The sequence below is a fragment of the Kitasatospora sp. NBC_01250 genome (genome assembly GCF_036226465.1).
Classification (GTDB): domain Bacteria; phylum Actinomycetota; class Actinomycetes; order Streptomycetales; family Streptomycetaceae; genus Kitasatospora.
Genome location: NZ_CP108476.1, coordinates 5,723,737 through 5,749,278, shown reverse-complemented (window position 1 = coordinate 5,749,278; position 25,542 = coordinate 5,723,737). Strand labels below are relative to the sequence as shown.

The window sequence follows — 25,542 nt, the reverse complement described above, 5'->3', positions numbered from 1 at the left end:
GGGCCTGCCGCACACGGCTCGGGCCCGGACCGGGCGCGGCTCAGGCCTTGCCGAGCACCTGCCGCTGCCGGCCGAGCCCGCTGACCTCCAGCTCCAGCACGTCGCCGGGCTGCAGGAAGGCGGTGCCGGGCCGGCCCATGGTGACGCCGGCCGGAGTGCCGGTGGTGACCACGTCACCGGGCTCCAGCACCATGAACTGGCTGATGTAGCGGATCACCTCCAGCACCGGGAAGATCATGTCGGCGGTCCGACCGTCCTGCCGCAGCTCGCCGTTGACCCACAGCCGCAGCTCCAGCGCCTGCGGGTCGCCCAGCTCCTCGGGGGTGACCAGGTAGGGGCCCAGCGGGTTGAAGGTCTCGCAGCACTTGCCCTTGTCCCACTGGCCGCCGCGCTCCAGCTGGAAGGCCCGCTCGGTGACGTCGTTGGAGACGGTGTAGCCGGCGATCACCGCTGCCGCCTGCTCCGCGCTCTCCAGGTAGCGGGCGGTGCGCCCGATCACCACGGCCAGCTCGACCTCGTAGTCCGTCTTGGTGCTGCCGCGCGGGACCAGGACCTCGTCGTTCGGGCCCACCACGGTGTTGCTCGCCTTGAGGAAGAGCACCGGCTCCGCGGGGATCGCCGCGCCCGCCTCGGCGGCGTGGTCGCGGTAGTTCAGCCCGACGCAGACCACCTTGCCCGGCCGCGCCACCGGCGCACCGATCCGCTGCCCCGCGAGGTCGACGACCGGCAGCTCACCGCGCCCCAGCGCACCGGTCAGCTCGGCGGTGTCCAGCCGGGACAGGAACGCCCCGTCCAGGTCGGGAGTGCGCCCCGAGAGGTCGTACGCGGTGTCGTCCGGGCCCAGCACGATCGGGCGCTCGGCGCCCGGGGGGCCAACTCGGAGGAGCTTCATCTGCCCATCACCACCTGTGGTCTCGTCGGTCCCCGAGGTATATCAACCGGGCGCGGCGGCCAGCCAGGGGGTGCTCCTCGGCCAGTTCCTATCAATTCCTCCAAGCGCCCGGGGGTCCGGATCAGCCACCCGTACGGTTGACAGGCCCGGGGAACCGTCAGACCGACCCGAGCAGCGCCGCGAGCATGCCCGCCGGGCAGGGGCGTTCGGGGGCGGGGGTGCGGGCGAGCCGGCGCTGGATGTCCTCGACGTCCGGATGCCCCTCGCCGAGGGCCGCGGTGGCGTGCGGGAGCAGCTCGTCCAGCAGGCAGTACGCCTGGTCGAAGGCGCCGACCCGGGTCAGCAGCACCGCGAAGTCGTGGCAGGTGCGCACGGTGCGGCCGTCGCCCGGCCCGAAGGCCAGCGCGAACTGCTCGATCAGCGGCCGGAGCTCGTCGAGCGCCTCGGCGGCCTTGCCCTCGCCGGCCGCCAGGAACGCGGCGTCGGCCCGTCTGCGCAGGTCGCGGATGGTGTCGGCGGCCCGCTCCAGGCGGCGGCCCACGGCGACGGCGTCGGCGGGCCGGTCGGCGGGCTCCTTGGCGAGCAGTTCGAGCAGCAGGTCGGCGAGCTCGACGGGCAGCGCCGGCGGGCGGGCAGGGGGTTCGTCCAGGTGCTGGGCCATCAGGCCGTAGGTGCTGGTGGCGGTGAACGGGCGGGCGCCGGTGAAGAGTTCGAAGAGCACGCAGCCGACCGAGTAGAGGTCGCTGCGCACCGTGCCCGGCTCGCCGCGCCAGCGCTCGGGGGCGAGGTAGGGCGCGCTGCCGATCACCGCACCCTCGGTGGTGATCGCTTCCTGGTTGTCACCGATCTGGGCGATGCCGAAGTCCAGCACCTTGAGCAGCTGCTGGTCGGGCCCGGTGAACATGATGTTCTCCGGCTTGACGTCACGGTGGATCACCTCGGCGGCGTGCGCGGCGGCGAGCGCGTCGCACAACTGGCGGGCCCAGAGCAGCGCGCGCGGGAGCGCCGGGCGCTGATCGGCGAGCACCTGCTTGAGGGTCAGGCCGTTGAGCAGCTCCATCACCAGATAGCTGTAGCTGCGGCCGGGCTCGGCCGCCTCGCCCTGGTCGAAGATCAGCACCACGCTCGGGTGGACCACCCGGGCCAGCACCTTCATCTCCCGGGCGAACCTGGCCAGGTCGGTCCCGGTGCTCGGCGAACCGTGCTGGTGGAGCAGCGTCTTGACCGCCACCTGGCGGCCGAGCCGCTGGTCGTAGGCCTCCCAGACCACCCCGAACCCGCCACGGCCCAGTTCGCCGACCAGGCGGTAGCGGTCTCCCAGCAGCTCGCCGGCTCTCATCTCTCCCCCAGCACCAGGTTCAGTAGACGGGGAGGCCGAGCAGCATCGCCAGCTCCCCGGGGCGGGAGTGGCCACGATTGCGCTTGCGCTCCAGATCACGAGAGAAGGACCACAGGTCCTGTGTCGCCTTCGCCACGTCCTCGTCCCCCGGTCCCAAGGTGGCGGTCATCAGCGGCAGCAACTCGCCCAACAGTCCTGCCGCTCCAGCGATATCGTCAGCCATCCCCCGCCAGATGGCAAGGTCGTAGCAGATCTGCAGGGTCAGCGGATCGGCGGCGCCGAGCAGCCGGGCCGCGTGCGTCACCAGTGCGGTCAGCCGGCCGACGGCCTCGCCCGGTTGCCCGGCCTCGCCGAAGGCCCAGGCCTGGTCGACCTGGGCCTGCAGCTGGTCCCGCGGGTCGGGCTGGACCGGGCCCCGGTAGCCGGCCGCCACCGCGGCGAGCCGGGCCCCGGCGTCGGCGGCGTCCGCCGGGCGGGCGGCCGGCTCCTTGGCGAGCAGCGCCTGCACCACCTGGTCCAGGCCCGGCGGCAGGTCGGGGCGGACCTGACCGGGCCACGGGACGGGGTCGTTCAGGTGCCGGTGCATCAACTCCTGCGCGGACCCGCCGAGGTAGGGCGGGCGCCCGGTGCACAGCTCGAAGAGCACGCAGCCCAGCGCGTAGAGGTCGCAGCGGCCGTCGGCGGGCGCCTGGCGCCACTGCTCGGGCGCCAGGTACGGGGCGTTGCCGGTCTCGGTGGCGGGCGCCAGGTGGGCGGTGCCGAAGCCGAGCAGCTTGATCGCGCCCAGGGGGGCGCCACCGGCGACCGGCTGGGGCGTGAGGAGGAAGATGCGCCCCGGCTTGACCCCCCAGTGCACCACCCCCGCGGCGTGCGCGGCCTTCAGCGCCTCGCAGATCTGCTGGGCCCAGACCAGCACGTGCCCAAGGTCGGCGGGGCCGGCCGCGATCACGGCGTCCAGGGTGTGGCCGCTGAGCAGCTCCAGGGCCAGCGCGCGCGGGGCGCGGTTCTCCACCGCCACCAGGTGCGGGTGGCCCAGCCGGCCGGCCCGCTCGGCCTCGTCCAGGAAGCGGTCCACCGCGGGCGGCGGGGCCGGGGAGTGCGGCGGCACCAGGTGGAGGACGACCCGGTGACCGTCGGACCGGTCGACCGCCTCCCAGCGGTCCCCGGTGACCGACTGACCCAGTCGGCGCACCATCTGATAGCGGTCGTCCACCGGCGGGGCCTGGAGATCTGACATGCGGATCAGCCTATCGGGCGGGGAGGTCGGCGGAACTGGCTTTCCCCGCCCGGCCATCGCCTGCCTTCCCCGCCCGGCCGCCGGTCCGTACCGCGCTGACTAGCCGTCGGACTTCGGCAGGCCCGGCGGGTTGAGCTCGGAGCTCGGCACCGCCTCGTTCGACAGCCCCCAGCGCTGCAGCACCTGCCCGTACGTCCCGTTCCTGATCACCTCGTCGAGCGCCGCCTGGACCGCGGTGATCAGCGGGTTGCCCTTCTTGACGGTGGCCGCGATCTTGCCCTGCAGACTCGCCCCGGCACCCGAGTAGGTGCCGATCACCTGGGTCTGCCCGGTCTGCGCGGCGTGGAAGGCGCTGGTCGGGTTGGGCCCGACCCAGGCGTCGATCCGGCCCGAGCCGAGCGCCAGGTAGTAGTCCGAGGAGTTCTGGTAGTAGGCGATCTTCACCGGCTTGAGGCCGGCCGCCACGTCCTGGGCGCTCCAGTCCAGCAGCAGCTTCTCCTGGTTGGTGCCGGAGGAGACGCCGATGGTGCGGCCGGCCACGTCCCTGGGACCGGTGACCTTCCAGTCGGCGCCCTTCTTGGCCTCGAAGGCCAGGTTGTCCAGCCGGTAGGTGGCGAAGTCGTACTTCTCCTTGCGGGTCTCGGTCACCGTGATGTTGGTGAAGCCGACGTCGTACTTGCCGCTGTCCAGGCCGACGAAGACGTTCTCCCAGCTCTCGGGGTGGAACTGCACCTTGAGGCCGAGGACGTCGGCCACCAGGGTGGCGAGGTCGGGTTCGGCGCCGATCACGGTCTTGTCGTCGGTGGCGTAGAAGTCCAGCGGCGGGACGGTACCGAGGGAGTCGACCACCTCCAGGGTGCCGTGGGCGCGCACGTCCGCGGGGACCAGCGCGGCGATCGAATCCACCTTCGGGGTGCTGATCCGGTTCTGCTGGGGCGTCAGGTTGATGCCTGTGCCCGTGCCGGCGGCGGCGGCCGGGCCGGGATCGGCGGTGGCGCTGGCGCAGCCGGCCAGAGCCAGGGCGGCGGTGAGCGCGAGCAGCAGGCGGGGCAGGCGGGTGCGGGTCATGGGTCGGCTCCTCTCAGAGAACCTTGGCGAGGAAGGCGCGGGTGCGTTCGTGCTGCGGGTGGTCCAGCACCGCGGCGGCGGGGCCCTGTTCGACCACCACCCCGCCGTCCATGAAGACCACGGTGTCCGCCACCTCGCGGGCGAAGCCGATCTCGTGGGTGACCACGATCATCGTGGTGCCGGAGCCGGCCAGGCCCTTGATCACCTCCAGCACCTCGCCCACCAGCTCCGGGTCGAGCGCCGAGGTGGGCTCGTCGAAGAGCAGCACCTTGGGCGTCAGGGCCAGCGCCCGCGCGATCGCCACCCGCTGCTGCTGCCCGCCGGAGAGCTGGCGCGGGTAGGCCTTCGCCTTGTCCTCGAGGCCCACCCGGCCCAGCAGTTCCAGCGCCGCCTCCCGGGCCTGCGCCCTGGGCCGGCCGAGCGCGCTGATCGGCGCCTCGGTGATGTTCTCCAGCACCGTCAGGTGCGGGAACAGGTTGAAGTTCTGGAACACGTAGCCGATCCGGGTGCGCTGGCGCAGCACCTCGCGCTCGCGCAGCTCGTGCAGCCGGTCCCCCACCCGCCGGTAGCCGATCAGCTCGCCGTCGATCGAGACCACCCCGCGGTCCAGCTTCTCCAGGTGGTTGATGCTGCGCAGCAGCGTGGACTTGCCGGAGCCGGACGGCCCCAGGATCACCGTGACCGAGCCGGCCGGCACGCTCAGGTCCACCCCGCGCAGCACCTCCAGCGTGCCGAAGCTCTTGTGGACGCCCCGGACCTCGACCATCGCGCTGGCGCTCATGACTGGACCCTTCGGATCAGACGGTGCAGGGGCGTCGGCGCCGCGGTGCGCTGCGCGCCGCGGGCGAAGTGCCGTTCCACGTAGTACTGCAGGACGGAGAGCACGGTGGTCAGCAGCACGTACCAGACGGTGGCCACCATCAGCAGCGGCACCACCCGGCCGTTGCGCCCGTAGACCACCTGGACCTGGTAGAAGAGTTCGCCGATCGCCATCACGTAGACCACCGAGGTGCTCTTGAGCAGCGCGATCACCTGGTTGGCGGCGTTCGGCAGGATGGAGCGCATCGCCTGCGGCAGCACGATCCGGCGGATCTGGCGCAGCCGCGGGATGCCCAGCGCGGCGGCGGCCTCGAACTGCCCGGCCTCGATCGCGATCACCCCGGCGCGCACCACCTCGGCCGCGTACGCGCTCTGGTAGAGCGCCAGCCCCAGCACGGCCGCGCCCTGCGCGCTGAGCACGTCGACGGTCCGGAAGGACCACAGCTCGGGGCCGAACGGCACGCCCAGCGCCAGGTGTTGGTAGAGGTAGGAGATGTTGAACCAGAAGACCAGCTGGACGATGAGCGGGATCGACCGGAAGACCCAGGTGTAGGTCCAGGCGATGCTCTGCAGCACCAGACTGCCCGACAGCCGCCCGAAGGCCACCACGACGCCGAGGGCGAAGCCCAGCACGGTGCCGTAGGCGGTGAGTTCGAGGGTGGTGCCGACCGCGCGCAGGATGGACGGCGTGGTCAGGTAGCGGGCGAAGGTCGGCCAGTCCCAGCCGGGGTTGACGGCCAGCCCGTGGACGAACTGGCCGACCAGCAGCAGGGCGAGCAGGGCGGCCAGCCAGCGCCCGGGATGCCGGGCCGGCCGCACCGGCAGGGTGGCGGGATCGGCGTCGGAGCCGGGCGGGGCCGCGGCCCGGCGCAGGGTGAGGCTCACGCGGAGGACTCCTGTCGGTGGGGTGGGGAGGACACGGGATCACGTGTGCTCGGGCGGGCTGATCTGCGACTGGGTGATGGCCGAGCCGCCGGTGCCCCACTTGTCCAGGATCCGCTGGTAGGTGCCGTCCTTGATCAGCTGGTTGACCGCCGCCTGGAAGGCCGGGGTCAGCGGGCTGCCCTTCTTGAACGCGAAGCCGACGTCCAGGCGGTGGAACTCGCCGACGAACTTCGTCCCGGCGGCCGGCTGGGCGGCCTGGTAGCGCAGGCCGTTGATGGTGGACATCACCGCGTCGATCCGGCCCTGCTGGAGGCTGGTCAGGATCGCGCCGTTCTCGGAGAAGGACTGCACGGTGTACGGCTTCTTGCCGGCGTCGGTGCACAGGTGCTTCTGCGTGTTGAGCGTGGTCTCGAAGGTGGTGCCGGCGCCGGTGCCGATGGTCAGCCCGCACAGCTGGGTGAGCTGGGTGACGTCGGTCAGCGCGGTGTTGTCCTTGCGGACGGCGAAGCCCTGGCCGTCGTCGATGTAGGTGACGAAGTCGATGGTCTTCAGCCGGGCCGTGGTGACGCCGAAGTTGCCGGTGCCCACGTCGTACTTGCCGCTGCCGAGCGCGGGCAGAATGGTCTCGAAGGCGGCGTCCTCGCGGTCCACCTTCAGGCCCAGCACCCGGGCGACGGCGTCGGTGACGTCCACGTCCAGGCCGGCCGGCTTCTTGGTCGCCGGGTCGGGGTAGTAGGCGCTGGGCGGGGTGCCGAAGGAGCTGCCGACCTTGAGCGTGCCGCCCTGGCGGACGTCGGCGGGCAGCAGGGCGGCGATCGCGTCGACCTTCTGCTCCTGGGAGACCACGTCGCGGTTCGGGTCCACCCCCTGGGCGGCCGGCCGGGCCGTGGCGCCGCTGCTGCCGGAGCCGCAGGCGGTGAGCGCGAGCAGCGGCAGCAGGGCGACGGCGAGGGCGGCGGTGCGGGGTCTCACGGGGTTCGTGCCTCTCGGTTCAGGAACTTCTCGAAGGGCAGCGGGCCCGGGGTCGCGGGCTCGCCCTCCACGAAGAGCGGGGTGTAGCCGGCCGCCAGATAGAGACCCTTGGCCTCGGGCTGGCGCGGCCCGGTGGTCAGGAAGATCCGCCGGTAGCCGGCGAGGCGGGCGCGCTGCTCCAGCTCGCCCAGCACCCGGCGGGCCAGGCCGCGGCGGCGGTGCGCGGAGTGCGTCCACATCCGCTTGAGCTCGGCGCTCGACTCGTCGTAGCGGCGGAAGGCACCGCCCGCCACCGGTTCGCCGTCCGCCAGCAGGAGCAGCAGCAGGCCGTGCGGCGGGGCGAACTCGGCGGCCGGGTAGCGGGCCATCTCCTCGTGCGCCCCCTCGCCGTACCGGGCCACGTACTCCTCGGTCAGCTCGCGGATCAGCGGCTCGGCCAGCTCGTCCGCCAGGCCCGCCTCGCGGAAGGTCAGGACCGGGCTCACGCCTGGACCGCGATGAGCTGGTGGCGGTCCCGCTCGGCCTCGGCCGCCTTGCGGGCCCGCTCGGCCGCCACCGCGGCGTCGCGCCTGGCGACCTCCTCGCGGACCAGCGGGATCACGTAGCGGCCGAAGTCGATCGCGTCGTTCAGCAGGTGGTAGCCGCGCGCCGAGAGGATGTCCACGCCCAGGTCGTAGTAGTCGAGCAGGGCCTGGGCCACCGTCTCGGGGGTGCCGACCAGGGCGTTGGAGTTGCCGGCCCCGCCGGTGGCGGCAGCGGTCGGCGTCCACAGCGCCCGGTCGTAGCGCTCGCCCGCCTCGGCGATGGCGATCAGCCGCTGCGAACCGGTGTTCTCGGGTGCCTCACCAGCGGTGCCGCGCCGGACCAGCTCGCCGCCGGCCTTGCGGGCGTTGATCCGCTCCACCGTCCGGTGCGCCTTCTCCCAGGCCAGCTCCTCGGTGGGCGCGATGATCGGCCGGAACGCCACCTGGATCCGCGGCGGGGTCGTGCGCCCGGCGGCAGCGGCGGCCTGCCGCACCCGCTCGATCTGCGCCGCGGTCTCGGCCAGCGGCTCGCCCCACAGGCAGAAGATGTCCGCCTCGGCCCCGCCGGCCGCGTACGCCGCTTCCGAGGAGCCGCCGAACGAGACGCCGGGGCGCGGCTGCTGGACGGGGAAGACGTCCGCGACGAAGTCGTTGAAGCGGTAGTACTCGCCCTCGTGGTCGAAGGGCTCGTGGCTGGTCCAGGCCCGCTTGACGATCTGGATGTACTCCCGGGTGCGGTCGTAGCGCTGGTCCTTGGTCAGGAAGTCGCCCTCGCGCTGCTGCTCGTGGTCGTTGCCGCCGGTGATGAAGTGGACGGTGAGCCGGCCCTGGCTGATCTGGTCCAGGGTGGCGAAGGTCTTGGCGGCGAAGGTCGGGATGGAGAGGTTGGGCCGGTGGGCGAGCAGGATCTGCAGCCGGTCGAGCTTGCTGGCCAGGAAGGCGGCGCCCTGCGCCGGGTCCGGCGAGCCGGAGCCGTAGGCGAACAGCACCCGGTCCCAGCCGTTCTCCTCGTGGGCCCGGCCCAGCCGCAGCGTGTAGTCGCGGTCGAAGGCTTCGGTGCTGCGGGCGGTGGTCTCCGAGCCGTCACTGGTGGCGGCGATACCGAGGAACTCGACGGGCATGACTGACGACCTCTCAGGTGATGGGGCACGCCGCAGGAGCCCCTGGCGGCGGACGGGCAGCGCGGAGGCGGCCACGGGGCACGGGGCGGACGGCGGGATGGGACGGACGGTGCGGTGGCGCGGACGGCACGGTGGCGCGGACGGCGCGGTGGCGCGGTTCCGGGGCGGCGAACGACGGACGGCGGGCGCGGGCGGGGCACAGGCGCGGAGCAGGCGCGTGCGGGCGATCAGCCTCAGCGGTTGGCGAGGGCGGCGGCAGCGTGCGCCTGGCGGCCGACGGCGGCTCCACGGTGCGCGGTGCGCGTGTGGCGGCGGCCGACGGCAGGTCCCGGCCCGGGAAGGGGCACCGAGGGAGATGGCCGCGTCGAGGAACGCGGCGCCGGGCCGGTCAGACGGCCCGCTGCCGGGTCAGCCGCGACACGCCGCGGACCACACCCGACCGAAGTCGATGTGGTCGCGAGTGACCAGGGGCTGGGCGGCGTTCATGTGCCCAGTTGAACAGTGAGTCATGGACTTCGTCAACCACTGTCCAGAACCGCGGTCCGGCGGCACGGTCACCCTTGACAGCCGTTCACCGGTGCCACGTACGATCGTTGACGGAGCAGAGCAGTGCCGCCGCGTTGAGGGACGCGGCCCGCGTGATCGGCGACCCATCGCCCGCCCGCCTGCTCTGGAGCCCTCCCATGGCCACCTCGAACGAGGTCCTGCCCGCCACCGGCCCACCACCCTCCGCTCCCCCGCCCGATGAGCCCCCGCCCGGCGGACTCCCCGCCGGCGGACTTCCGCTCGCCGAGCTCCCGATCGCCCGCCGCCGGCGCCCGGTGCAGTGGCTGACCACCGCGCTCGCCCTGCTGGTGCTGGCGATGGTGGCCGACTCCGTCGTGCGCAACCCGCGTTTCCAGTGGGACGTGGTCGGCTCCTACCTGACCACCACCGCGGTGCTGCACGGGCTGACCCTCACGCTCTGGCTGACCGCCGCCACCATGGTGCTCGGCTTCACCCTCGGCACCCTGCTGGCCGCCGCCCGGATCTGGGGCAACCTGCTTCTGCGGAGTCTGAGTTGGGGCTACGTCTGGTTGTTCCGTTCGATCCCGCCCCTGGTCCAGCTGCTGCTCTGGTTCAACCTCGGCGCCCTCTACCCGACGCTCGGCCTCGGCATCCCGTTCGGTCCCGAGTTCGTCACCGTCAGGACGGTGCACCTGTTCGGCCCGGTGCTCACCTCGGTGATCGGACTGACCCTGCTGGAGGCCGGTTTCGCGGCCGAAGTGGTGCGCGGCGGCATCCTCTCGGTCGACCAGGGGCAGTTGGAGGCCGCCCAGTCGCTGGGCCTGGGCCGGCTGCGGGTGATGCGCCGGATCGTGCTGCCGCAGGCGATGCGCTCGATCGTGCCGACCGCCGGGAACATGCTGGTCGGTCTGCTCAAGAGCACCAGCATCGTCAGCGTGCTCGCCGTCCAGGACCTGCTCTACTCGGTGCAGTTGATCTACAACCAGACCTACCAGGTGATCCCGCTGCTGCTGGTGGCCACCCTCTGGTACCTGCTGCTGACCACCCTGCTGTCGGTCCTGCAGTACTACCTGGAGCGGCACTTCGCCCGCGGCTCGACCCGCGGCGCGCTGCCGCCCACCCCGCTCGGGCGCCTCGGCGCCCGGCTGTCGCGGCTGCGCGCCGCGGTGGACGCACCTCCGGCGCCGGAGGCTCGGGCATGAGGGCACTCGCGATCATCGGCGCCGGGCCGCGCGGCACCGGCCTGCTGGAGCGGATCGCCGCCAGCGCCTGCGAACTGCTGCCCGCGGAGCAGCAGTTGGAGATCCACCTGATCGACCCGCAGCCGCCCGGCGGTGGCCGGATCTGGCGCCACCGGCAGTCGCCGCTGCTGCGGATGAACTCGATGGCCGCGGACGTCACGATGTTCACCGACGAGACCTCCGTCGTCGAGGGACCGGTCCGCCCCGGCCCCTCGCTCGCCGAGTGGGCCGCCGACCAGCCGGCCTTCGCGCCCTACCGGCCGGTGGCCGACCCGGCGGTGCGGGCCGAGCTGGCCGCCCTGGCGCCCACCGACTTCGCCACCCGGCGGGCCCAGAGCGCCTACCTGGACTGGGTGTTCCGGCGGGCGGCGGCCCAGCTGCCCGACCGGATCAGGCTCACCGTGCACCGCGAGGCGGCCGTCGCCCTGCACGGCCCCGCCGACGGCCCGCAGCACATCACGCTGGCCTCGGGGCGCGAGCTGCGGGCCGACCAGGTGGTGCTGACCGTGGGCCACCTGGGCTCCGCGCCGGACGAACGGCACGCCGCCACCGCCGCGTTCGCCCGCCGCCACGGCCGCTTCCACCTGCCGCCCGCCTTCTCCTGCGAGGCCGCCGTCGCCGCCGTCGCCCCGGGTGAGCGGGTGATCCTGCGCGGTTTCGGCCTGGCCTTCGTCGACCTGATGGCACTGCTCACCGAGGGCCGCGGCGGGCGGTTCGAGCACCGCCCGGACGGCGGGGTGCACTACCACCCCTCGGGCCGCGAACCGCTGCTGCTGGTCGGCTCGCGGCGCGGAGTGCCCTACCACTCGAAGACCGGCTACCCGCTGCAGGGCCCGCCCGCCCCGCTGCCGCGCTACTTCGGCCCGGCCGCCGTCGAGGAGCTGCTCGACCGCCCCGGACCGCTCGAACTGCGCCGGGACGCCTGGCCGTTGATGGCCAAGGAGATCGGCTTCGGCTACTACCACGAGCTCTTCCACGCGCACCCCGAGCGGACGACGCTGCCCTGGGCCGAGTTCCTGGCCGGCTACGACCGGTACGGCTGGTACCAGCCGGAGTTGACGGCCCTGGTCGAGCGCGCGGTGCCAGAACCGGGCGACCGGCTCGACTTCGAGCGGCTGGACCGCCCGCTCGCCGGTCTGCGCTTCACCGACCCCGAGCAGCTCCAGCAGCAGTTGCGCGCGTACATCCGGGCGGACGCCGACCGCCGTGCCGACCCCGCGTACAGCGCGGACCTGGGCGCCTTCCTGGCCCTGCTCTCGCTCTACGGCCAGCTCCCCCGGCTGCTGGCCGCCGGACGGCTGACCGCCCGCTCGACCGCGCGGGAGCTGGACGGCTGGTGGCAGGGCTTCTTCAGCTTCCTGGCCTCCGGCCCGCCGGGCTTCCGGCTGCGCGAACTGCTGGCGCTCTCCGAGGCCGGCGTGGTCCGCTTCCTGGGCGCCGGCCTGACCGTGAGCGAGGACGAGGCGAGCGGCACCTTCGTGGCCGCCAGCGAGAGCCTGCCGGGCCACCGGACCACCGCCACCGCGCTGATCGAGGCCTACCTGCCCCGGCACGACCTGGCGCGCACCGAGGACCGGGTGCTCGCGCAGCTGCTGCGCGAGGGCCGGCTCGCCGAGGAGGTGCTCGCCGACCCGGACTTCATCCACCGCTCCGGCCTGCTGACCGTCGACCCCCGCGACGGGCGGCTGCTCGACCCCGGCCTCGGCGGTGCCCCGCACCCGCGCCGCCTCGCGCTCGGCCCGCACACCAACGGCCGTGCCGTGGCCGCCTTCGCCCGCCCGCGCACCAACGCCCCGGCCTTCCGGCAGAACGACGCAGCCGCCCGCACCCTGCTGCGCGCGCTGGCGGCTCCCGGCCAGGTGGGCCCGGTTGCGGCAGATGACAGGATGGTGGTGGGGCTGACGACGGCGCGGCCCTGATCCCAAGCTGGAGGTGGGCGACAATGGCCAAGCAGGCTCCGCAGAGCGACCCGGCGCAGGACGCCCCCGAGGTCGGCGCCCCGCAGAACGCCGCCGCAGGGCTCAAGGCCGTGCGGCAGAGCCTGTCGATGGCCCACGAGCAGATGAGCCCCCGCCGCACACTGGCCACCCTGACCAAGGTCAACCAGCACGGCGGCTTCGACTGCCCCGGCTGCGCCTGGCCGGAGCCGGACAAGCCGCACGCCGCCGAGTTCTGCGAGAACGGCGCCAAGGCGGTGGCCGAGGAGGCCACCGAGCGCCGGATCACCCGGGCGTTCTTCGCCGAGCACCCGGTGGCCGAGCTGGCCGGGCGCTCCGGCTACTGGCTCGGCCAGCAGGGCCGGCTCACCGAGCCGATGCTGCTGGCCGAGGGCGCCACCCACTACGCGCCGATCGGCTGGGACGAGGCCTTCGCGATCATCGCCGAGGAGCTCAACGCGCTCGACACCCCCGACGGCGCCGCCTTCTACACCTCGGGCCGCACCAGCAACGAGGCCGCCTTCAGCTACCAGCTCTTCGCCCGCAAGCTGGGCACCAACAACCTGCCGGACTGCTCCAACATGTGCCACGAGTCCTCGGGTTCGGCGCTGGTGGAGACCCTCGGGGTGGGCAAGGGCAGCGTCAGCCTCAAGGACCTCTACCAGGCCGACCTGATCATCGTGGCGGGCCAGAACCCGGGCACCAACCACCCCCGGATGCTCTCCGCGCTGGAGCGGGCCAAGCGGGCCGGCGCGACCATCGTCAGCGTCAACCCGCTGCCGGAGGCCGGCCTGGAGCGGTTCAAGAACCCGCAGCACGCCCGCGGCCTGGTCGGCGGCGGCACCAAGCTCACCGACCTGTTCCTGCAGATCCGCCTCGGCGGCGACCTCGCGCTGTTCCGCGCGCTCAACCAGCTGATCCTGGCCGCCGACGGCGGCGTCGATACGGCCTTCGTCGCCGAGCACTGCCACGGCTTCGAGGAGTTCGCCGCCGAGGCGGAGTCGACGGACCGTCAGCAGGTGCTCGCCGCAACCGGTCTGCCCTGGGAGCAGATCGAGGAGCTGGCCCGGCACGTCCTGGCGTCGAAGAAGGTCATCGTCTGCTGGGCGATGGGCCTGACCCAGCACAAGCACTCGGTGCCGACCATCCGCGAGGTGGTCAACTTCCTGCTGCTGCGCGGCAATGTGGGCCGCCCCGGCGCCGGAGTCTGCCCGGTGCGCGGGCACAGCAATGTGCAGGGCGACCGGACCATGGGCATCTTCGAGCGCCCCGCGCCCGCCTTCCTGGACGCGCTGGAGCGGGAGTTCGGCTTCCGGCCGCCGCGCGAGCACGGCTACGACGCGGTGGAGTCGATCCGGGCGATGCGCGACGGGCGGGTCAAGGTCTTCTTCGCGATGGGCGGCAACTTCGTCGCGGCCACCCCGGACACCGAGGTCACCGAGGCCGCGCTGCGCAACTGCCGGCTGACCGTGCAGGTCTCCACCAAGCTCAACCGCTCGCACCTGGTCACCGGCGCCCGGGCGCTGATCCTGCCCACCCTCGGGCGCACCGACCGGGACACCACCGAGCGCGGCGACCAGTTCGTCACCGTCGAGGACTCGATGGGCATGGTCCACTCCTCGCAGGGCCGGCTGCGTCCGCCGGCCCCCGGCATCCTCTCCGAGACGGCGATCGTCTGCCGGCTGGCCCGCGCCGCGCTCGGCCCGGCGGACCCGATCCCGTGGGAGGAGTTCGCCGCCGACTACGGCAGCATCCGCGACCGGATCGCGGGCGTGGTGCCGGGCTTCACCGACTTCAACGCCAGGGTCAAGGCGCCGGGCGGCTTCGCGCTGCCGCACGGCCCGCGCGACTCGCGCACCTTCCCCACCGCCACCGGCAAGGCCAACTTCACCGTCAACGAGCTGACCGCTCCCGAGGTCCCCGCCGGGCGGCTGCTGCTGCAGACGCTGCGCTCGCACGACCAGTACAACACCACCATCTACGGCCTGGACGACCGCTACCGGGGCATCACCGGCGGTCGGCGGGTGGTGCTGGTCAACCCGGCGGACGCGGCCGAACTCGGCCTGACCGAGGGCGGCTACGTGGACCTGGTCAGCGAGTGGCGCGACGGGGTGGACCGGCGCGCGCCGCACTTCAAGGTGGTGCACTACCCGGTCGCCCGCGGCGGCGCGGCGGCCTACTACCCGGAGACCAACGTGCTGGTCCCGCTCGACTCGACGGCCGAGATCAGCAACACGCCCACCTCCAAGGCCGTGGTGATCCGCTTCGAGCCGGACAGCGGGGCCTGATCCGCACTGGACCCGTCGGTCACCAGGACCGACGGGCCCGCGCGGTCAGTGCTCGGCCGGCGCCCGGTCAGTGCGAGGGGCTGTCGGACGGCGTGCCCGAGGGCGGACCGCTCACCGGCGCGGTGCCCGAGGGCGAGGCCGACGGGCTGCCCGAACCGCTGCCCGAGGGCGAGGGGCCCACCGACGCGGTGCCGGAGGGCGACCCGGACGGCGTCGGCGAGGTGCTGCCCGAGGGCGAGGCGCTCACCGGCGCGGTACCCGAGGGCGACCCGGACGGCGTCGGCGAGGTGCTGCCCGACGGCGCGGCCGGCCCCGGGCCGGCCGGCGACGGGGAGCCGCCGGAGGGCGAGGCACCGGAGGGCGAGGAGGAGCCGGGCGAGGGCTTGGCGGCGGACGGCGGCGCCGACGGGCTGATCGGCACCACCGGCAGCAGCGCGGGCAGCGGCGGCTCGCTCGGCAGGCCGGGCGCGGTGGCCGGGCCAGGGGCGATCGGCGTGATCGTCTCGGCGTCCTGCAGCGTGGCGGGCACCTTCCAGGCGCCGCCCGCCTCGTCCGAGGCGTTCTGCGGGTCGGGCCGCACCGCGCCCAGGATCGGCGCCATGCCGATCGGCGAGACCCGCACGAACGCGCCGGTGTGCGGGGCCTGCACGACCAGTCCGCCGCCGATGTACATCGCGACGTGCTCGGCGCTCTCGTAGTAGACCACCAGGTCACCGGGGCGCAGCTGGTTCAGCGGGACGTGCGGCAGCTGGGCCCACTGGTCCTGGCTGGTGCGCGGGATCTGCACGCCCGCGCTCAGCCAGGCCTGCGAGGTGAGGCCGGAGCAGTCGTAGGCTTCTGGCCCGATGCCGCCCCACAGGTACGGCTTGCCGAGCTGGGCGAGCGCGTAGGCCACCGCCTTGCGCCCGGCGGCCGAGGGCGTGCGCTCCCCCTGGCCGAGCGCGCCGGAGGCCAGGAAGGCCAGCTGCGCCTGGTCGATCTGCTGCTGCTCCAACTGCTGGAGCTCGTTCTGCTGGGCGCCGGTGAGCGAGGAGACCACCTGTTCGACGGTGGCCAGCTGGCGGGAGATGTCGGCCTTGTTCTGGTCCTGCTGGGCGAGCAGCGCCTTGCTGGCGTTGACCGCGTCGCCGGACTGCTTCTTCAACTGCTGCAGCGACGCCTGGTCGCTCTTCAGCTGACCGATGAACTCGGCCTGCGAACGGCTGGCGGCGGACAGCAGCGCCGCGAGGTGGGCGGCCTGGTACGGGTCGTTGGTCAGCAGCAGCTCGCCGAAGCCGGAGAGGTCGCCGTTGCGGTACTGCTCGGAGGCGATCTCCGAGGCGACGTCGATGCCCTGGTCGACCAGCGCCTGCTGGGCGTCGACCTTGCTGTCGATGCCGGCCGCGGTGATCTGCTGGGTGGCCAACTGCTGGGCGGTGGCGTTGTACTGCTCGGTGGCGGCCTCGGCGTTCTGGTAGAGCAGGTGGATCTTGTCGAGCAGCGGGCCGAGCGTCGCCTCGGCCTGGGCCAGCGGATCGGCACCGGGGGCGCCCGCAGCGGTGGACGGCGCTGAGGAGGCGCCGGGCGCCGGCTCGCCGGCGGCGAAGGCGCTCTGCCCGGCCAGCGGCAGCACCAGGGCCGCCATCGCGAGCACCGCTCCGCAGCGCAGCGCGGCCCGCAGCCACGGCTGAGTCCCGACCATGTGTTCGCGCCGCACGGCACGCATCGGCCCGCCTCCCCAACGTCCGGTGACACCCCACGGCCCGCCGACGGCGAACCCCGACCGATCCTGCCATGCCAAGGACCGGCTGCGGCAGGGAGCGTCCGTACCCGTGGATGAATTCTCGGCACCGCCGGGCCGTGACACAGATCTCAGCAATCCGGCAGCAAACCGGACGTTGTTCGCATAAGACCAGGCCAGACACCTGACAGACTCCTCTTTGTAAGGTGCAGGAAGGAAACGGAGCCCGGAGTCCCAGCCCAGTTAACCTTCCGTTCACCCGCCATCCCTACGGTCGCGCTGAACACGGCAGCAGAAACCACAGTCCGACTACTACGACGATTGTTTGGTAATGGAACACATCACGTTCCTGGTGGCGGTAGTGATCGTCACGGCCCTGGCCTTCGACTTCACGAACGGCTTCCACGACACCGCCAACGCGATGGCCACCTCCATCGCCACCGGCGCGCTGCGTCCCAAGATCGCCGTCACCATCTCGGCGGTCCTCAACTTCGCCGGTGCCTTCCTGTCCGTGAAGGTGGCAAGCACCATCTCCGGCGGCATCGTCAACGAGAAGGCCGGCATCCACCCGGCGGTGATCTTCGCCGCGCTGGTCGGTGCGATCCTCTGGAACCTGCTGACCTGGCTGCGCGGCCTGCCCTCCAGCTCCTCGCACGCGCTGTACGGCGGTCTGATCGGCGCCACTGTCGTCGGAGTCGGCCTCGACGGCGTGAACTTCAGCACCGTGGTCACCAAGATCCTCATCCCGGCCGTCGCCTCCCCGATCGTGGCCGGCGCGGCCGCCTGGGGCGCCACCAAGATGGCCTACCTCATCACCAGGCGCGGCAACGAGAAGACCACCACCAAGGGCTTCAAGACCGGCCAGATCTTCTCCGCCTCGCTGGTCTCGCTGGCCCACGGCACCAACGACGCCCAGAAGACGATGGGCATCATCACCCTGACCCTGGTCTCGGTCGGCGCGCTGCCCAAGCACGCGCTGCCGCCCACCTGGGTCATCGCCAGCGCCGGTCTGGCCATCGCGCTGGGCACCTACAGCGGTGGCTGGCGGATCATCCGCAGCATGGGCAAGGGCCTGACCGACGTCCAGGCGCCGCAGGGCTTCGCCGCCGAGAGCGCGACCACCGCGGTGATCCTGACCTCCTCGCACATGGGTTACGGCCTGTCCACCACCCAGGTGGTCTCCGGCGGCATCATGGGCGCGGGCCTGGGCGGCCCCAAGGCCCAGGTGCACTGGAGCATGGCCCGCCGCATGGTCTACACCTGGGCGCTGACCCTGCCCGCCGCCGCCGTGGTGGCCGGTGCGGCCGCCTACGTCGCCGTCCAGGGCACCTGGGGCGTCGTGCTGGTCGGCGCCGCGCTGGTGGCCGGCTCGGGCGCGATGTGGATGCTCTCGCGCCGCCAGCCGGTGACCGCGAGCAACGTCAACGAGCTGCCGCAGGAGGGCGCGCGCACCGAGGGCACCGAGCTCCCGGTCGTCGCCGAGCTCTCGCCGGAACTGTCCGACGTGGCCGTGGTGACGCCGCCCGGCATCACCGTCACCCCGGTGACGCCGCCGGCCACGCCCACCACCCCGCCCACCGCCACCGTCGCCGCCTGAGGGGCTCGCCATGCACATCAACTGGAGCGCCCTGGCCGACACCGCGGGCGTCAGCTTCCTGGTCACCGTCGCCGTGGTGAGCGCCTTCGCCCTCGGCATCCTGGCCCTGTCCCGTCGTGAGGCCGCCGTCGAGGCTGCCAAGGCCAGTGCCCCGGGCGGCGGCAGCGGCACCGTGGCGCTGGCCGCGGCCGGCGTCTGCTTCGCCGCCTGCGCCGCCGCGGTGGGCTACGGCCTGACGCTCATCGCGAGCTGACGACCCCGAGACACCCGCAGGACGAGGAAGGCCGCGAGCTGCTGGGCAGCTCGCGGCCTTCCTCGTACCCGCTCCCCCGCGCGCGACCTGCGCGAACCGGCCGTGTGGCACTGCCTAGGATGGGCGCCGACCAAGGGGGATCATGAACAACTACGCCACTGCGGTGCCGGTCGCACCGCCGACCACGGCGCACCGCAGCCACCCGCCGCTGCTCGGCATCGGCTACCCACTGCTGGTGGCGGCCTCCGGGATCCCGGCCAGCGCCCTGGCGATGTGGGCCGACTCGCACTTCGTGCGCGAGGTCATGAGCAAGTGCCACGACAGCAACGGGATCCCCGGCTACGGGCTCGCGCTGGCCTGGGCCGGGGCACTGGCCTCGCTGGGCGCCGTCCTCTGGCTGCTCCGCGGGCTGCTGACCAGGCGCACGCACCCGGTGGGCTGGCTGGTGCTGACGGTCCTGCTGGTCCCGCTGCTGGTCCAGGCGCTGGTGCTGAACAGCGCCGCGCACGACAGCGGTCACCGGCCGACCTACTGCGCCGGACTCGCCGCCCCGGCCACCCCGGCCGTCCCGGCCCTGCCAGCCACGCCGGTCACGCCGGTCACGCCGGCTCGCTGACCGCCTCGGCCGGCGCGGGTGCGGGTGCGGCGGCCGAGGCCGTGCGCAGCGGCACCTCGCGGATCAGCAGCACCACCAGGAAGGCCACCGCCGCGAACGGCGAGGCCACCAGGAAGACGGTGCCCACCCCGTGCCCGAAGGCATCGGTGACCAGCGGGACCAGCGGTGCGGGCAGCGTGTGCAGGTCCGGCAGGTCGCCGCCGCCCAGCGCGGCGGCGCCGGCCGGCGGGATGTGCGCGGCGGTCAGGTTCTGGGTCAGGTAGTGGGTCACCCGGGTGCCGAGCAGTGCGCCGAGCGCCGAGACGCCCATCGCGCCACCCATGGTGCGGAAGAAGGTGACGGTCGAGCTGGCTGTGCCCAACTCCTTGGCCGTGACCGTGTTCTGCACCGCCAGTACCAGGTTCTGCGAGGTCAGGCCGAGGCCCACGCCGGTGGCCGCCATGTAGAGCGAGAGCAGGCCGTAGCCCGTGTCGGCCCGGGCGGTGCCGAGCAGCAGGAAGCCGAGCGCGAGCAGGAAGGTGCCGGCCACCAGGTAGCGCTTCCACTTGCCGTACTTGGTGATCAGCCGCCCGGCGACGGCCGAGGAGACGGCCAGGCCCAGGATCATCGGCAGCGTCATGATGCCGGCCATGGTCGGCGTCTTCTCCTTGGCCAGCTGGAAGTACTGGCTCAGGAAGGTGGTGGCGCCGTACATCCCGATGCCCACGAAGGTGCTGGCCACCGCGGCCAGGCTCACCGTGCGGTGACGGAACAGGGTGAGCGGCATGATCGGCTCGGCCGCCCGGCGCTCGGTCAGGACGAAGAGCACGACGAGCAGCAGCCCGCCGCCGACCATCGCCACGGTCTGCCAGGAGCCCCAGGCGTAGTTCTTGCCGGCCAGCGTGACCCAGACCATCAGCAGGCTGACCGCACCGGCGATCAGCAGCGCGCCCAGGTAGTCGATCTTCGCCTTCCGCTTCACCACCGGCAGGTGCAGGGTGCGCTGGAGCACGATGATGGCGATCACCGAGAACGGGATGCCGACGTAGAAGCACCAGCGCCAGCCCAGCCAGCCGGTGTCCACGATGACCCCGCCGATCAGCGGTCCGCCGATCGTGGCCAGCGCGAAGACGGCGCCGAAGTAACCGCTGTAGCGCCCGCGTTCGCGCGGCGGGACCATCGCCGCCAGGCAGATCTGGCCGAGCGCCACCACCCCGCCCGCGCCCAGCCCCTGGAGCACCCGGCAGGCGATCAGCTCGCTGGTGTTCTGCGAGAGACCGGCCAGGGTGGAGGAGACGATGTAGATCACCAGCGCCAGCTGGACCAGCAGCTTCTTGCTCACCAGGTCGGAGAGCTTGCCCCAGATCGGGGTGGAGGCGGTGAGCGAGAGCAGTGCCGCGGTGATCACCCAGGTGTAGGCGGACTCCCCGCCGTGCAGGTCGTTGAGGATGGTCGGCAGCGCGTTGGAGACGATGGTCGAGGAGAGGACCGCCACGAAGAGGCCGAGCAGCAGCCCGGAGAGCGCTTCGAGAATCTCGCGGTGCGTCATCGGGCGGTCGGAGTCGGCCGCGCCGTGGTGACGGCGGTGGGCCGGCTGGCTGCTGGTCATGGGGGTCCTTAGAAATCGTTGCCTAGGGCAACCATAGGCCAGGATAGTTGACCAGGGCAACCTTTTCGCGGCCGCACCGGACCCCCGTCACGGCGGACGGCCCTCGCAACCCGGCGGACCGGGCGGCTACTCCAACGGCTCCTCGTACCGGCCGGCACCGGCCACCGTGTCGTTGAACCGGGCCAGCAGCCGGGCGAACTGCCGCAGCTCGGCGGGCTCCCAGTCGGCGAGCATCGCGCGGAACGTGGTGATCCGGTACTCGTGGGCGCGCAGGTAGCGACGGGCGCCGTCCTCGGTGAGCGAGACCAGCGAGACCCGGCCGTCCAGCGGGTCCGACTCGCGGGCCACCAGGCCCAGCTCCTCCAGCGCCTTGATCTGCCGGCTGATCGTCGCCTTGCCGACCCCGAAGTGCGCGCCGACGTCGGTCACCCGCACCTGCCCGGCCTCGGCGAGGTGGGCCAGCAGGCTGTAGGCCAGCCCCTCCAGCTTGGGGTGCACCAGTCGGGACATCTCGGCCGAACGGGCCCGCCCCCGGCGGAACATCACCGCGACCTCGCGCTCCACCGCGCGGTAGACCGCGCCGACCTCACCGTTCGTCAGTTGCTCGTCCACGCCAACCCGTCGCTCGTCCGCGCGGCACCGGTCGCCGGCGCGTGATCAGTATCCATCAGCCCGGCGCGGTAGGGATCGCCGGGAAAGTGCTTGATGATATGAATTATCTGCAAGGTCCGTTTTTCTCCGCCCATCGCACCGCCGATCGAGGAGAGTTGATGTCCCACCAGAGCCAGGGCTTCGTCAAGGAACTCAAGGACGCCGTCAGCGGACGCTCAGCACTGCTGGTGGTCGCGGTGCTGCTGCTCCAGCTCGCCTTCATCACCTCGTACGTCGGCGCGCTGCACGAGCCGAAACCGCACCACCTGTCGATCGGCGTGGTGGCCCCGGCGCAGCAGCAGGCACAGGTGGTCGGCGCGCTCGACCAGGTGCCGGGCGAGGCGGTGCGCGCCACTGCGGTGGCCGACGAGGCCACCGCGGTCGCCCGGATCAAGGACCAGAAGCTCTACGCGGCCCTGATCGTCGACCCCTCCGGCAGCCAGGACACCCTGCTGGTGGCCGGTGCCCGCGGCAAGTCGGCCGCCACCGCCGCCCAGAGCATCGTCACGCAGCTGGAGCAGCACCAGGGCCGCACCGTGCAGACCAAGGACGTGATCCCGCTGCCGCCGGGCGACGCCAACGGGCTGACCTCGTTCTACCTGGTGATCGGCTGGTGCGTGGGCGGCTACCTGGTCGCCTCGATCCTGGGCATCAGCGCCGGCTCCCGGCCCGCCAACCGTGACCGCGCGCTGATCCGCACCGGGGTGCTGGCGCTGTACTCGATCGCGGCCGGGCTCGGCGGCGCGCTGATCGTGGGGCCGATCCTGAACGCGCTGCCCGGCAGCACCGCGGGACTCTGGGGCGTGGGCAGCCTGGTGGTCTTCGCGGTGGGGACCGTCACGATGGCCCTGGAGTGCCTCTTCGACCTGGTGGGCATCGGGCTGGCCGTGCTGCTCTTCGTGGTGCTCGGCAACCCGAGCGCCGGCGGGGTCTACCCGCCGCCGCTGATGCCGCCGTTCTGGCGGGCGATCGGCGCCTGGCTGCCGAACGGCGCGGGCACCGACGCGACCAGGTCGATCGCCTACTTCGGCGCCACCAATCTCACCGTCCCGCTGCTGGTCCTGGCCGCCTGGGCGGTGCTGGGGATGGCGGTGACACTGGTCGCGGTGAGCACCAGGCCCCGGGGCGGCCGGGAGATGACCGCCCCGTCGGAGCCGGGAACGACGACCGCCGGGTGAGCCCGGGTCAGTGCACCGGCGTGGACGACTCGGCGGACTCGGAGACCGCTGAGCTGCGGGTGGTGGTGAAGACGAACCGCTTCATCGCCCAGTAGCGGAAGGCCATCGCCACCAGGGTGCCGATGATCATGCCGCTCAGGAAGTCGGAGACCTCGGCGGTGAAGTGGGTCACGTGCGGCGTGCGCAGGTTGAGCACGTAGTGGCTGATGGCCTGCGGCAGGTCGTTGACCCCGACCGCGACCGCACTGACCACGAAGAACGGGATGGCCTCCTTGTGGCTGCCCTCCGAGCGGAACGACCACTGCCGGTTCAGCAGGTACGAAGCCACCGTGGCGATCGCGTTGGCGACGGTCAGTGCGACGAGCGGCTTGTTCTGGCAAACGGTGAACCTGAGCCCGTAGTTGATCACCAGCGTCAGCAGGAAACACGTCCCGCCCACCACTAGGAACTTCACCAGACTTCGGTGCTGCACCAGGAAGGGGCGCAGCGGCCCAGGCACCTTGGCCAGGGCTTTCTGTGTAGGCGACGGCATTGGCGCAGTGTCGCATGACTACCGGGCCGCCTGTCACCCGACTCCCCATTCCCGCGACCCTGCGGGGCCGCGTCGCTGCGCTGCGGCACTGCGGTCCGACCCCCGGCGCCGACAACGGCGCCGGGGGTCGGACCGCGGGCCGCCCGCCGTCAGGCCGCGGCGGCCACCAGGACCTCGGCGGGCTCCAGGGCCAGCGCGAGCACCTCGCGGACGTCGGCCACGGGGTGGACCGACAGGCGCTCCAGCACCTCGGCCGGGACGTCGTCCAGGTCGGGCTCGTTGCGCTTGGGGATGATCACGGTGGTGATCCCCGCCCGGTCGGCGGCCAGCAGCTTCTGCTTCACCCCGCCGATCGGCAGCACCCGGCCGGTCAGCGAGACCTCACCGGTCATCGCGACGTCGGTGCGCACCTTGCGGCCGGAGAGCAGCGAGGCCAGCGCGGTGGTCATGGTGACGCCCGCGCTCGGGCCGTCCTTGGGGACGGCGCCGGCCGGCACGTGCAGGTGGATGCCGCGCTCCCGCAGGCCGGTGACCGGCAGCTCCAGCTCCGCCCCGCGCGAGCGCAGGTAGGAGAGGGCGATGTGGGCGGACTCCTTCATGACGTCGCCCAGCTGGCCGGTGAGGGTCAGGCCGGTCGAGCCGGTCTCGGCGTCGGCCAGCGAGGCCTCGATGTAGAGGACGTCGCCGCCAGCGCCGGTCACCGCCAGGCCGGTGGCCACGCCCGGCACCGCGGTGCGGCGCTCGGCCGGCTCCTGGGCCGCCTCCGGCGTGTGGTGCGGGCGCCCGATCAGGGCCCGCAGGTCGTCGGCGCCGATCGCGGCGGGCAGCTCGCGCTCGCCCAGCTCGGTCTGCGCGGTGACCTTGCGCAGGATCCGGGCCACCGCCCGCTCCAGGGTCCGCACGCCGGCCTCGCGGGTGTACTCGCCGGCCAGCTTGCGCAGCGCGGACTCCTCGACCGTGACGTCCTGCGGCAGCAGCCCCGCCCGCTGCAGCTGGCGCGGCAGCAGGTGGTCGCGGGCGATGACGACCTTCTCGTCCTCGGTGTAGCCGTCCAGGCGGACCAGCTCCATCCGGTCCAGCAGCGGCTCCGGGATCGCCTCCAGCACATTGGCGGTGGCCAGGAAGACCACGTCGGACAGGTCCAGCTCGACCTCCAGGTAGTGGTCCCGGAAGGTGTGGTTCTGCGCCGGGTCCAGCACCTCCAGCAGGGCGGCGGCCGGGTCGCCGCGGTAGTCCGAGCCGACCTTGTCGATCTCGTCCAGCAGGACCACCGGGTTCATCGAGCCGGCCTCCTTGATGGCCCGCACGATCCGGCCCGGCAGCGCGCCGACGTAGGTGCGCCGGTGGCCGCGGATCTCGGCCTCGTCGCGGACACCGCCGAGCGCGACCCGGACGAAGTCGCGGCCCATCGCGCGGGCCACCGACTCGCCGAGCGAGGTCTTGCCGACACCGGGCGGCCCGACCAGGGCCAGCACCGCGCCGCCGCGCCGCCCGCCGATCAGGCTCAGCCCCTGGTCGGCCCGGCGCTTGCGGACCGCCAGGTACTCCACGATCCGGTCCTTCACGTCGGCCAGGCCCGCGTGGTCGGCGTCCAGCACGGCGCGGGCGCCGGTGATGTCGTAGGCGTCCTCGTTGCGCTTGTTCCAGGGCAGCTCCAGGACGGTGTCCAGCCAGGTGCGGATCCAGCTGCCCTCGGGCGACTGGTCGCTGGAGCGCTCCAGCTTGTCGACCTCCTTGAGGGCCGCCTCGCGGACCTTCTCGGGCAGGTCGGCGGCCTCCACCCGGGCGCGGTAGTCGCCCTCCTCGTCGGCGGCCTCGCCGTTCAGCTCGGCCAGCTCCTTGCGCACGGCCTCCAGCTGGCGGCGGAGCAGGAACTCCTTCTGCTGCTTGGCCACGCCCTCCTCGACGTCCTTGCGGATGGTGTCGTTGACCTCCTCCTCGGCGAGGTGGTCGCGCAGCAGCTGCAGGGCGAACTCCAGCCGGGCCACCTGGTCGGCCTCCAGCAGCACCTTGAGCTTCTGCTCGGCGGTGGCGAAGGGGGCGTAGCCGATGTTGTCGGCCAGCTCGCCGACGCCCTCGATGCCGGCCACCCGGTCGACGATCTGCCAGGCGCCGCGCTTGCGCAGCCACTGGGTGGAGACGGCCTTGTACTCCTTCACCAGCTCGGCGGCCCGGCCGCCCACCGGGATCCCGACCGAGGACTCCTTGAACGGCGTGGTCTCCACCCAGAGCGCGGCGCCGGGCCCGGTGGTGCCGGCCCCGATCCGCACCCGGCGGACCGCGCGGACCAGCGCGGCCGGCTCGCCGTCGGCCAGTCGGCCGACCTGCTCGACGGTGGCCAGCGAACCCACCGCCGCGTATGAACCGTCCAGCCGCGGCACCAGCAGCACCTGCGGCTTGCCGCCGTCCACCGACGCCCGCGCGGCGGCCCGGGCGGCCTCCACGGCGGCGCGCACCTCGGTGTCCTTGAGGTCCAGCGGCACCACCATGCCGGGCAGCACGACCTCGTCGTCGAGCGGCAGCACGGGCAGGGTGAGCGAAGCGGACGTCGATGCCATGATCTCTCCCCAGTCAGTG

Annotated in this window: 22 protein-coding genes; 7 read left to right on the top strand and 15 right to left on the bottom strand. The window is 72.9% G+C overall.

The features are described 5' to 3' along the window. Positions 1 to 40: 40 nt before the first annotated feature. The 9 genes from OG500_RS24295 to OG500_RS24255 all read right to left on the bottom strand — a co-directional run bounded on the left by OG500_RS24295 (position 41) and on the right by OG500_RS24255 (position 8,857). Entirely contained in the window at positions 41 to 892 is an 852-nt protein-coding gene (locus OG500_RS24295) for a fumarylacetoacetate hydrolase family protein (protein WP_329583388.1), read from the bottom strand. A 157-nt stretch (positions 893 to 1,049) separates the two neighbouring features. Then, positions 1,050 to 2,231: a serine/threonine-protein kinase gene (locus OG500_RS24290; protein ID WP_327068936.1), complete on the bottom strand. Its 1,182-nt coding sequence runs from the start codon at positions 2,229 to 2,231 to the stop codon at positions 1,050 to 1,052. Positions 2,232 to 2,250: 19 nt separating this feature from the next. Continuing rightward, complete coding sequence (locus tag OG500_RS24285; protein ID WP_329583384.1) at positions 2,251 to 3,468, bottom strand: serine/threonine-protein kinase; 1,218 nt, start codon at positions 3,466 to 3,468, stop codon at positions 2,251 to 2,253. Between the two features lie 99 nt (positions 3,469 to 3,567). Then, on the bottom strand, positions 3,568 to 4,536 hold the full coding sequence (locus OG500_RS24280) for an ABC transporter substrate-binding protein (RefSeq protein WP_329583381.1): 969 nt from the start codon (positions 4,534 to 4,536) through the stop codon (positions 3,568 to 3,570). Positions 4,537 to 4,549: 13 nt separating this feature from the next. Next, complete coding sequence (locus OG500_RS24275) at positions 4,550 to 5,317, bottom strand: amino acid ABC transporter ATP-binding protein (protein WP_327068933.1); 768 nt, start codon at positions 5,315 to 5,317, stop codon at positions 4,550 to 4,552. Beyond that, positions 5,314 to 6,240: an amino acid ABC transporter permease gene (locus tag OG500_RS24270; RefSeq protein WP_329583377.1), complete on the bottom strand. Its 927-nt coding sequence runs from the start codon at positions 6,238 to 6,240 to the stop codon at positions 5,314 to 5,316. The genes OG500_RS24275 and OG500_RS24270 overlap by 4 nt, the downstream gene beginning before the upstream one ends. A 39-nt stretch (positions 6,241 to 6,279) precedes the next feature. Then, entirely contained in the window at positions 6,280 to 7,212 is a 933-nt protein-coding gene (locus OG500_RS24265; RefSeq protein ID WP_329583374.1) for an ABC transporter substrate-binding protein, read from the bottom strand. After that, positions 7,209 to 7,697 (bottom strand): GNAT family N-acetyltransferase, encoded by a 489-nt coding sequence (locus OG500_RS24260; protein ID WP_329583371.1) that lies wholly within the window; start codon positions 7,695 to 7,697, stop codon positions 7,209 to 7,211. The genes OG500_RS24265 and OG500_RS24260 overlap by 4 nt, the downstream gene beginning before the upstream one ends. Continuing rightward, positions 7,694 to 8,857 (bottom strand): LLM class flavin-dependent oxidoreductase, encoded by a 1,164-nt coding sequence (locus tag OG500_RS24255; protein WP_329583368.1) that lies wholly within the window; start codon positions 8,855 to 8,857, stop codon positions 7,694 to 7,696. Before OG500_RS24255 ends, OG500_RS24260 begins: the two co-directional genes overlap by 4 nt. 683 nt (positions 8,858 to 9,540) lie before the next feature. Here OG500_RS24255 and OG500_RS24250 point away from each other — a divergent pair. Genes OG500_RS24250 through OG500_RS24240 form a run of 3 tightly spaced genes read left to right on the top strand, consistent with a single transcriptional unit; the run spans position 9,541 to position 14,830 of the window. Next, a complete protein-coding gene (locus tag OG500_RS24250; protein ID WP_327068928.1) occupies positions 9,541 to 10,566 on the top strand; it encodes an amino acid ABC transporter permease in 1,026 nt (341 codons plus the stop codon). Then, positions 10,563 to 12,524: an FAD/NAD(P)-binding protein gene (locus OG500_RS24245; RefSeq protein ID WP_329583364.1), complete on the top strand. Its 1,962-nt coding sequence runs from the start codon at positions 10,563 to 10,565 to the stop codon at positions 12,522 to 12,524. The genes OG500_RS24250 and OG500_RS24245 overlap by 4 nt, the downstream gene beginning before the upstream one ends. Before the next feature lie 23 nt (positions 12,525 to 12,547). Further along, positions 12,548 to 14,830, top strand: coding sequence for an FdhF/YdeP family oxidoreductase (locus OG500_RS24240; protein WP_327068926.1), 2,283 nt, complete (start codon positions 12,548 to 12,550; stop codon positions 14,828 to 14,830). Positions 14,831 to 14,897: 67 nt separating this feature from the next. Here the strand turns inward: OG500_RS24240 and OG500_RS24235 are convergent, their stop codons facing one another. Then, positions 14,898 to 16,535: a C40 family peptidase gene (locus OG500_RS24235; protein WP_329583361.1), complete on the bottom strand. Its 1,638-nt coding sequence runs from the start codon at positions 16,533 to 16,535 to the stop codon at positions 14,898 to 14,900. 346 nt (positions 16,536 to 16,881) lie between these two features. Between OG500_RS24235 and OG500_RS24230 the strand changes: the two genes are divergently transcribed. The 3 genes from OG500_RS24230 (at position 16,882) to OG500_RS24220 (ending at position 19,016) form a co-directional block, all read left to right on the top strand. Beyond that, positions 16,882 to 18,147: an inorganic phosphate transporter gene (locus tag OG500_RS24230; protein ID WP_327068924.1), complete on the top strand. Its 1,266-nt coding sequence runs from the start codon at positions 16,882 to 16,884 to the stop codon at positions 18,145 to 18,147. 10 nt (positions 18,148 to 18,157) lie between these two features. Continuing rightward, the gene (locus OG500_RS24225; protein ID WP_327068923.1) at positions 18,158 to 18,400 is read left to right on the top strand and encodes a hypothetical protein; all 243 of its coding nucleotides are present in this window, start codon (positions 18,158 to 18,160) and stop codon (positions 18,398 to 18,400) included. Positions 18,401 to 18,542: 142 nt separating this feature from the next. Further along, positions 18,543 to 19,016, top strand: coding sequence for a hypothetical protein (locus OG500_RS24220; protein ID WP_327068922.1), 474 nt, complete (start codon positions 18,543 to 18,545; stop codon positions 19,014 to 19,016). On the opposite strand, the gene OG500_RS24215 is transcribed toward OG500_RS24220, so the two are convergent. The 3 genes from OG500_RS24215 to OG500_RS24205 form a co-directional block, all read right to left on the bottom strand. Further along, the gene (locus OG500_RS24215) at positions 19,000 to 20,604 is read right to left on the bottom strand and encodes an MDR family MFS transporter (RefSeq protein WP_327068921.1); all 1,605 of its coding nucleotides are present in this window, start codon (positions 20,602 to 20,604) and stop codon (positions 19,000 to 19,002) included. The two genes, OG500_RS24220 and OG500_RS24215, sit on opposite strands and share 17 nt — an antisense overlap. Positions 20,605 to 20,730: 126 nt before the next feature. Beyond that, positions 20,731 to 21,216, bottom strand: a complete 486-nt coding sequence (locus OG500_RS24210) for a MarR family winged helix-turn-helix transcriptional regulator (RefSeq protein WP_327068920.1) — start codon at positions 21,214 to 21,216, stop codon at positions 20,731 to 20,733. After that, positions 21,201 to 21,383 (bottom strand): hypothetical protein, encoded by a 183-nt coding sequence (locus OG500_RS24205; protein WP_327068919.1) that lies wholly within the window; start codon positions 21,381 to 21,383, stop codon positions 21,201 to 21,203. The genes OG500_RS24210 and OG500_RS24205 overlap by 16 nt, the downstream gene beginning before the upstream one ends. On the opposite strand from OG500_RS24205, the gene OG500_RS24200 reads away from it, so the two are divergent. Beyond that, on the top strand, positions 21,375 to 22,433 hold the full coding sequence (locus tag OG500_RS24200) for a DUF3533 domain-containing protein (protein WP_327068918.1): 1,059 nt from the start codon (positions 21,375 to 21,377) through the stop codon (positions 22,431 to 22,433). The two genes, OG500_RS24205 and OG500_RS24200, sit on opposite strands and share 9 nt — an antisense overlap. Before the next feature lie 7 nt (positions 22,434 to 22,440). Here OG500_RS24200 and OG500_RS24195 read toward each other — a convergent pair whose 3' ends face one another. After that, positions 22,441 to 22,965, bottom strand: coding sequence for a GtrA family protein (locus OG500_RS24195; RefSeq protein WP_329583354.1), 525 nt, complete (start codon positions 22,963 to 22,965; stop codon positions 22,441 to 22,443). Positions 22,966 to 23,114: 149 nt separating this feature from the next. After that, on the bottom strand, positions 23,115 to 25,523 hold the full coding sequence (gene lon, locus OG500_RS24190; RefSeq protein WP_327068916.1) for an endopeptidase La: 2,409 nt from the start codon (positions 25,521 to 25,523) through the stop codon (positions 23,115 to 23,117). Positions 25,524 to 25,542: the final 19 nt, after the last annotated feature.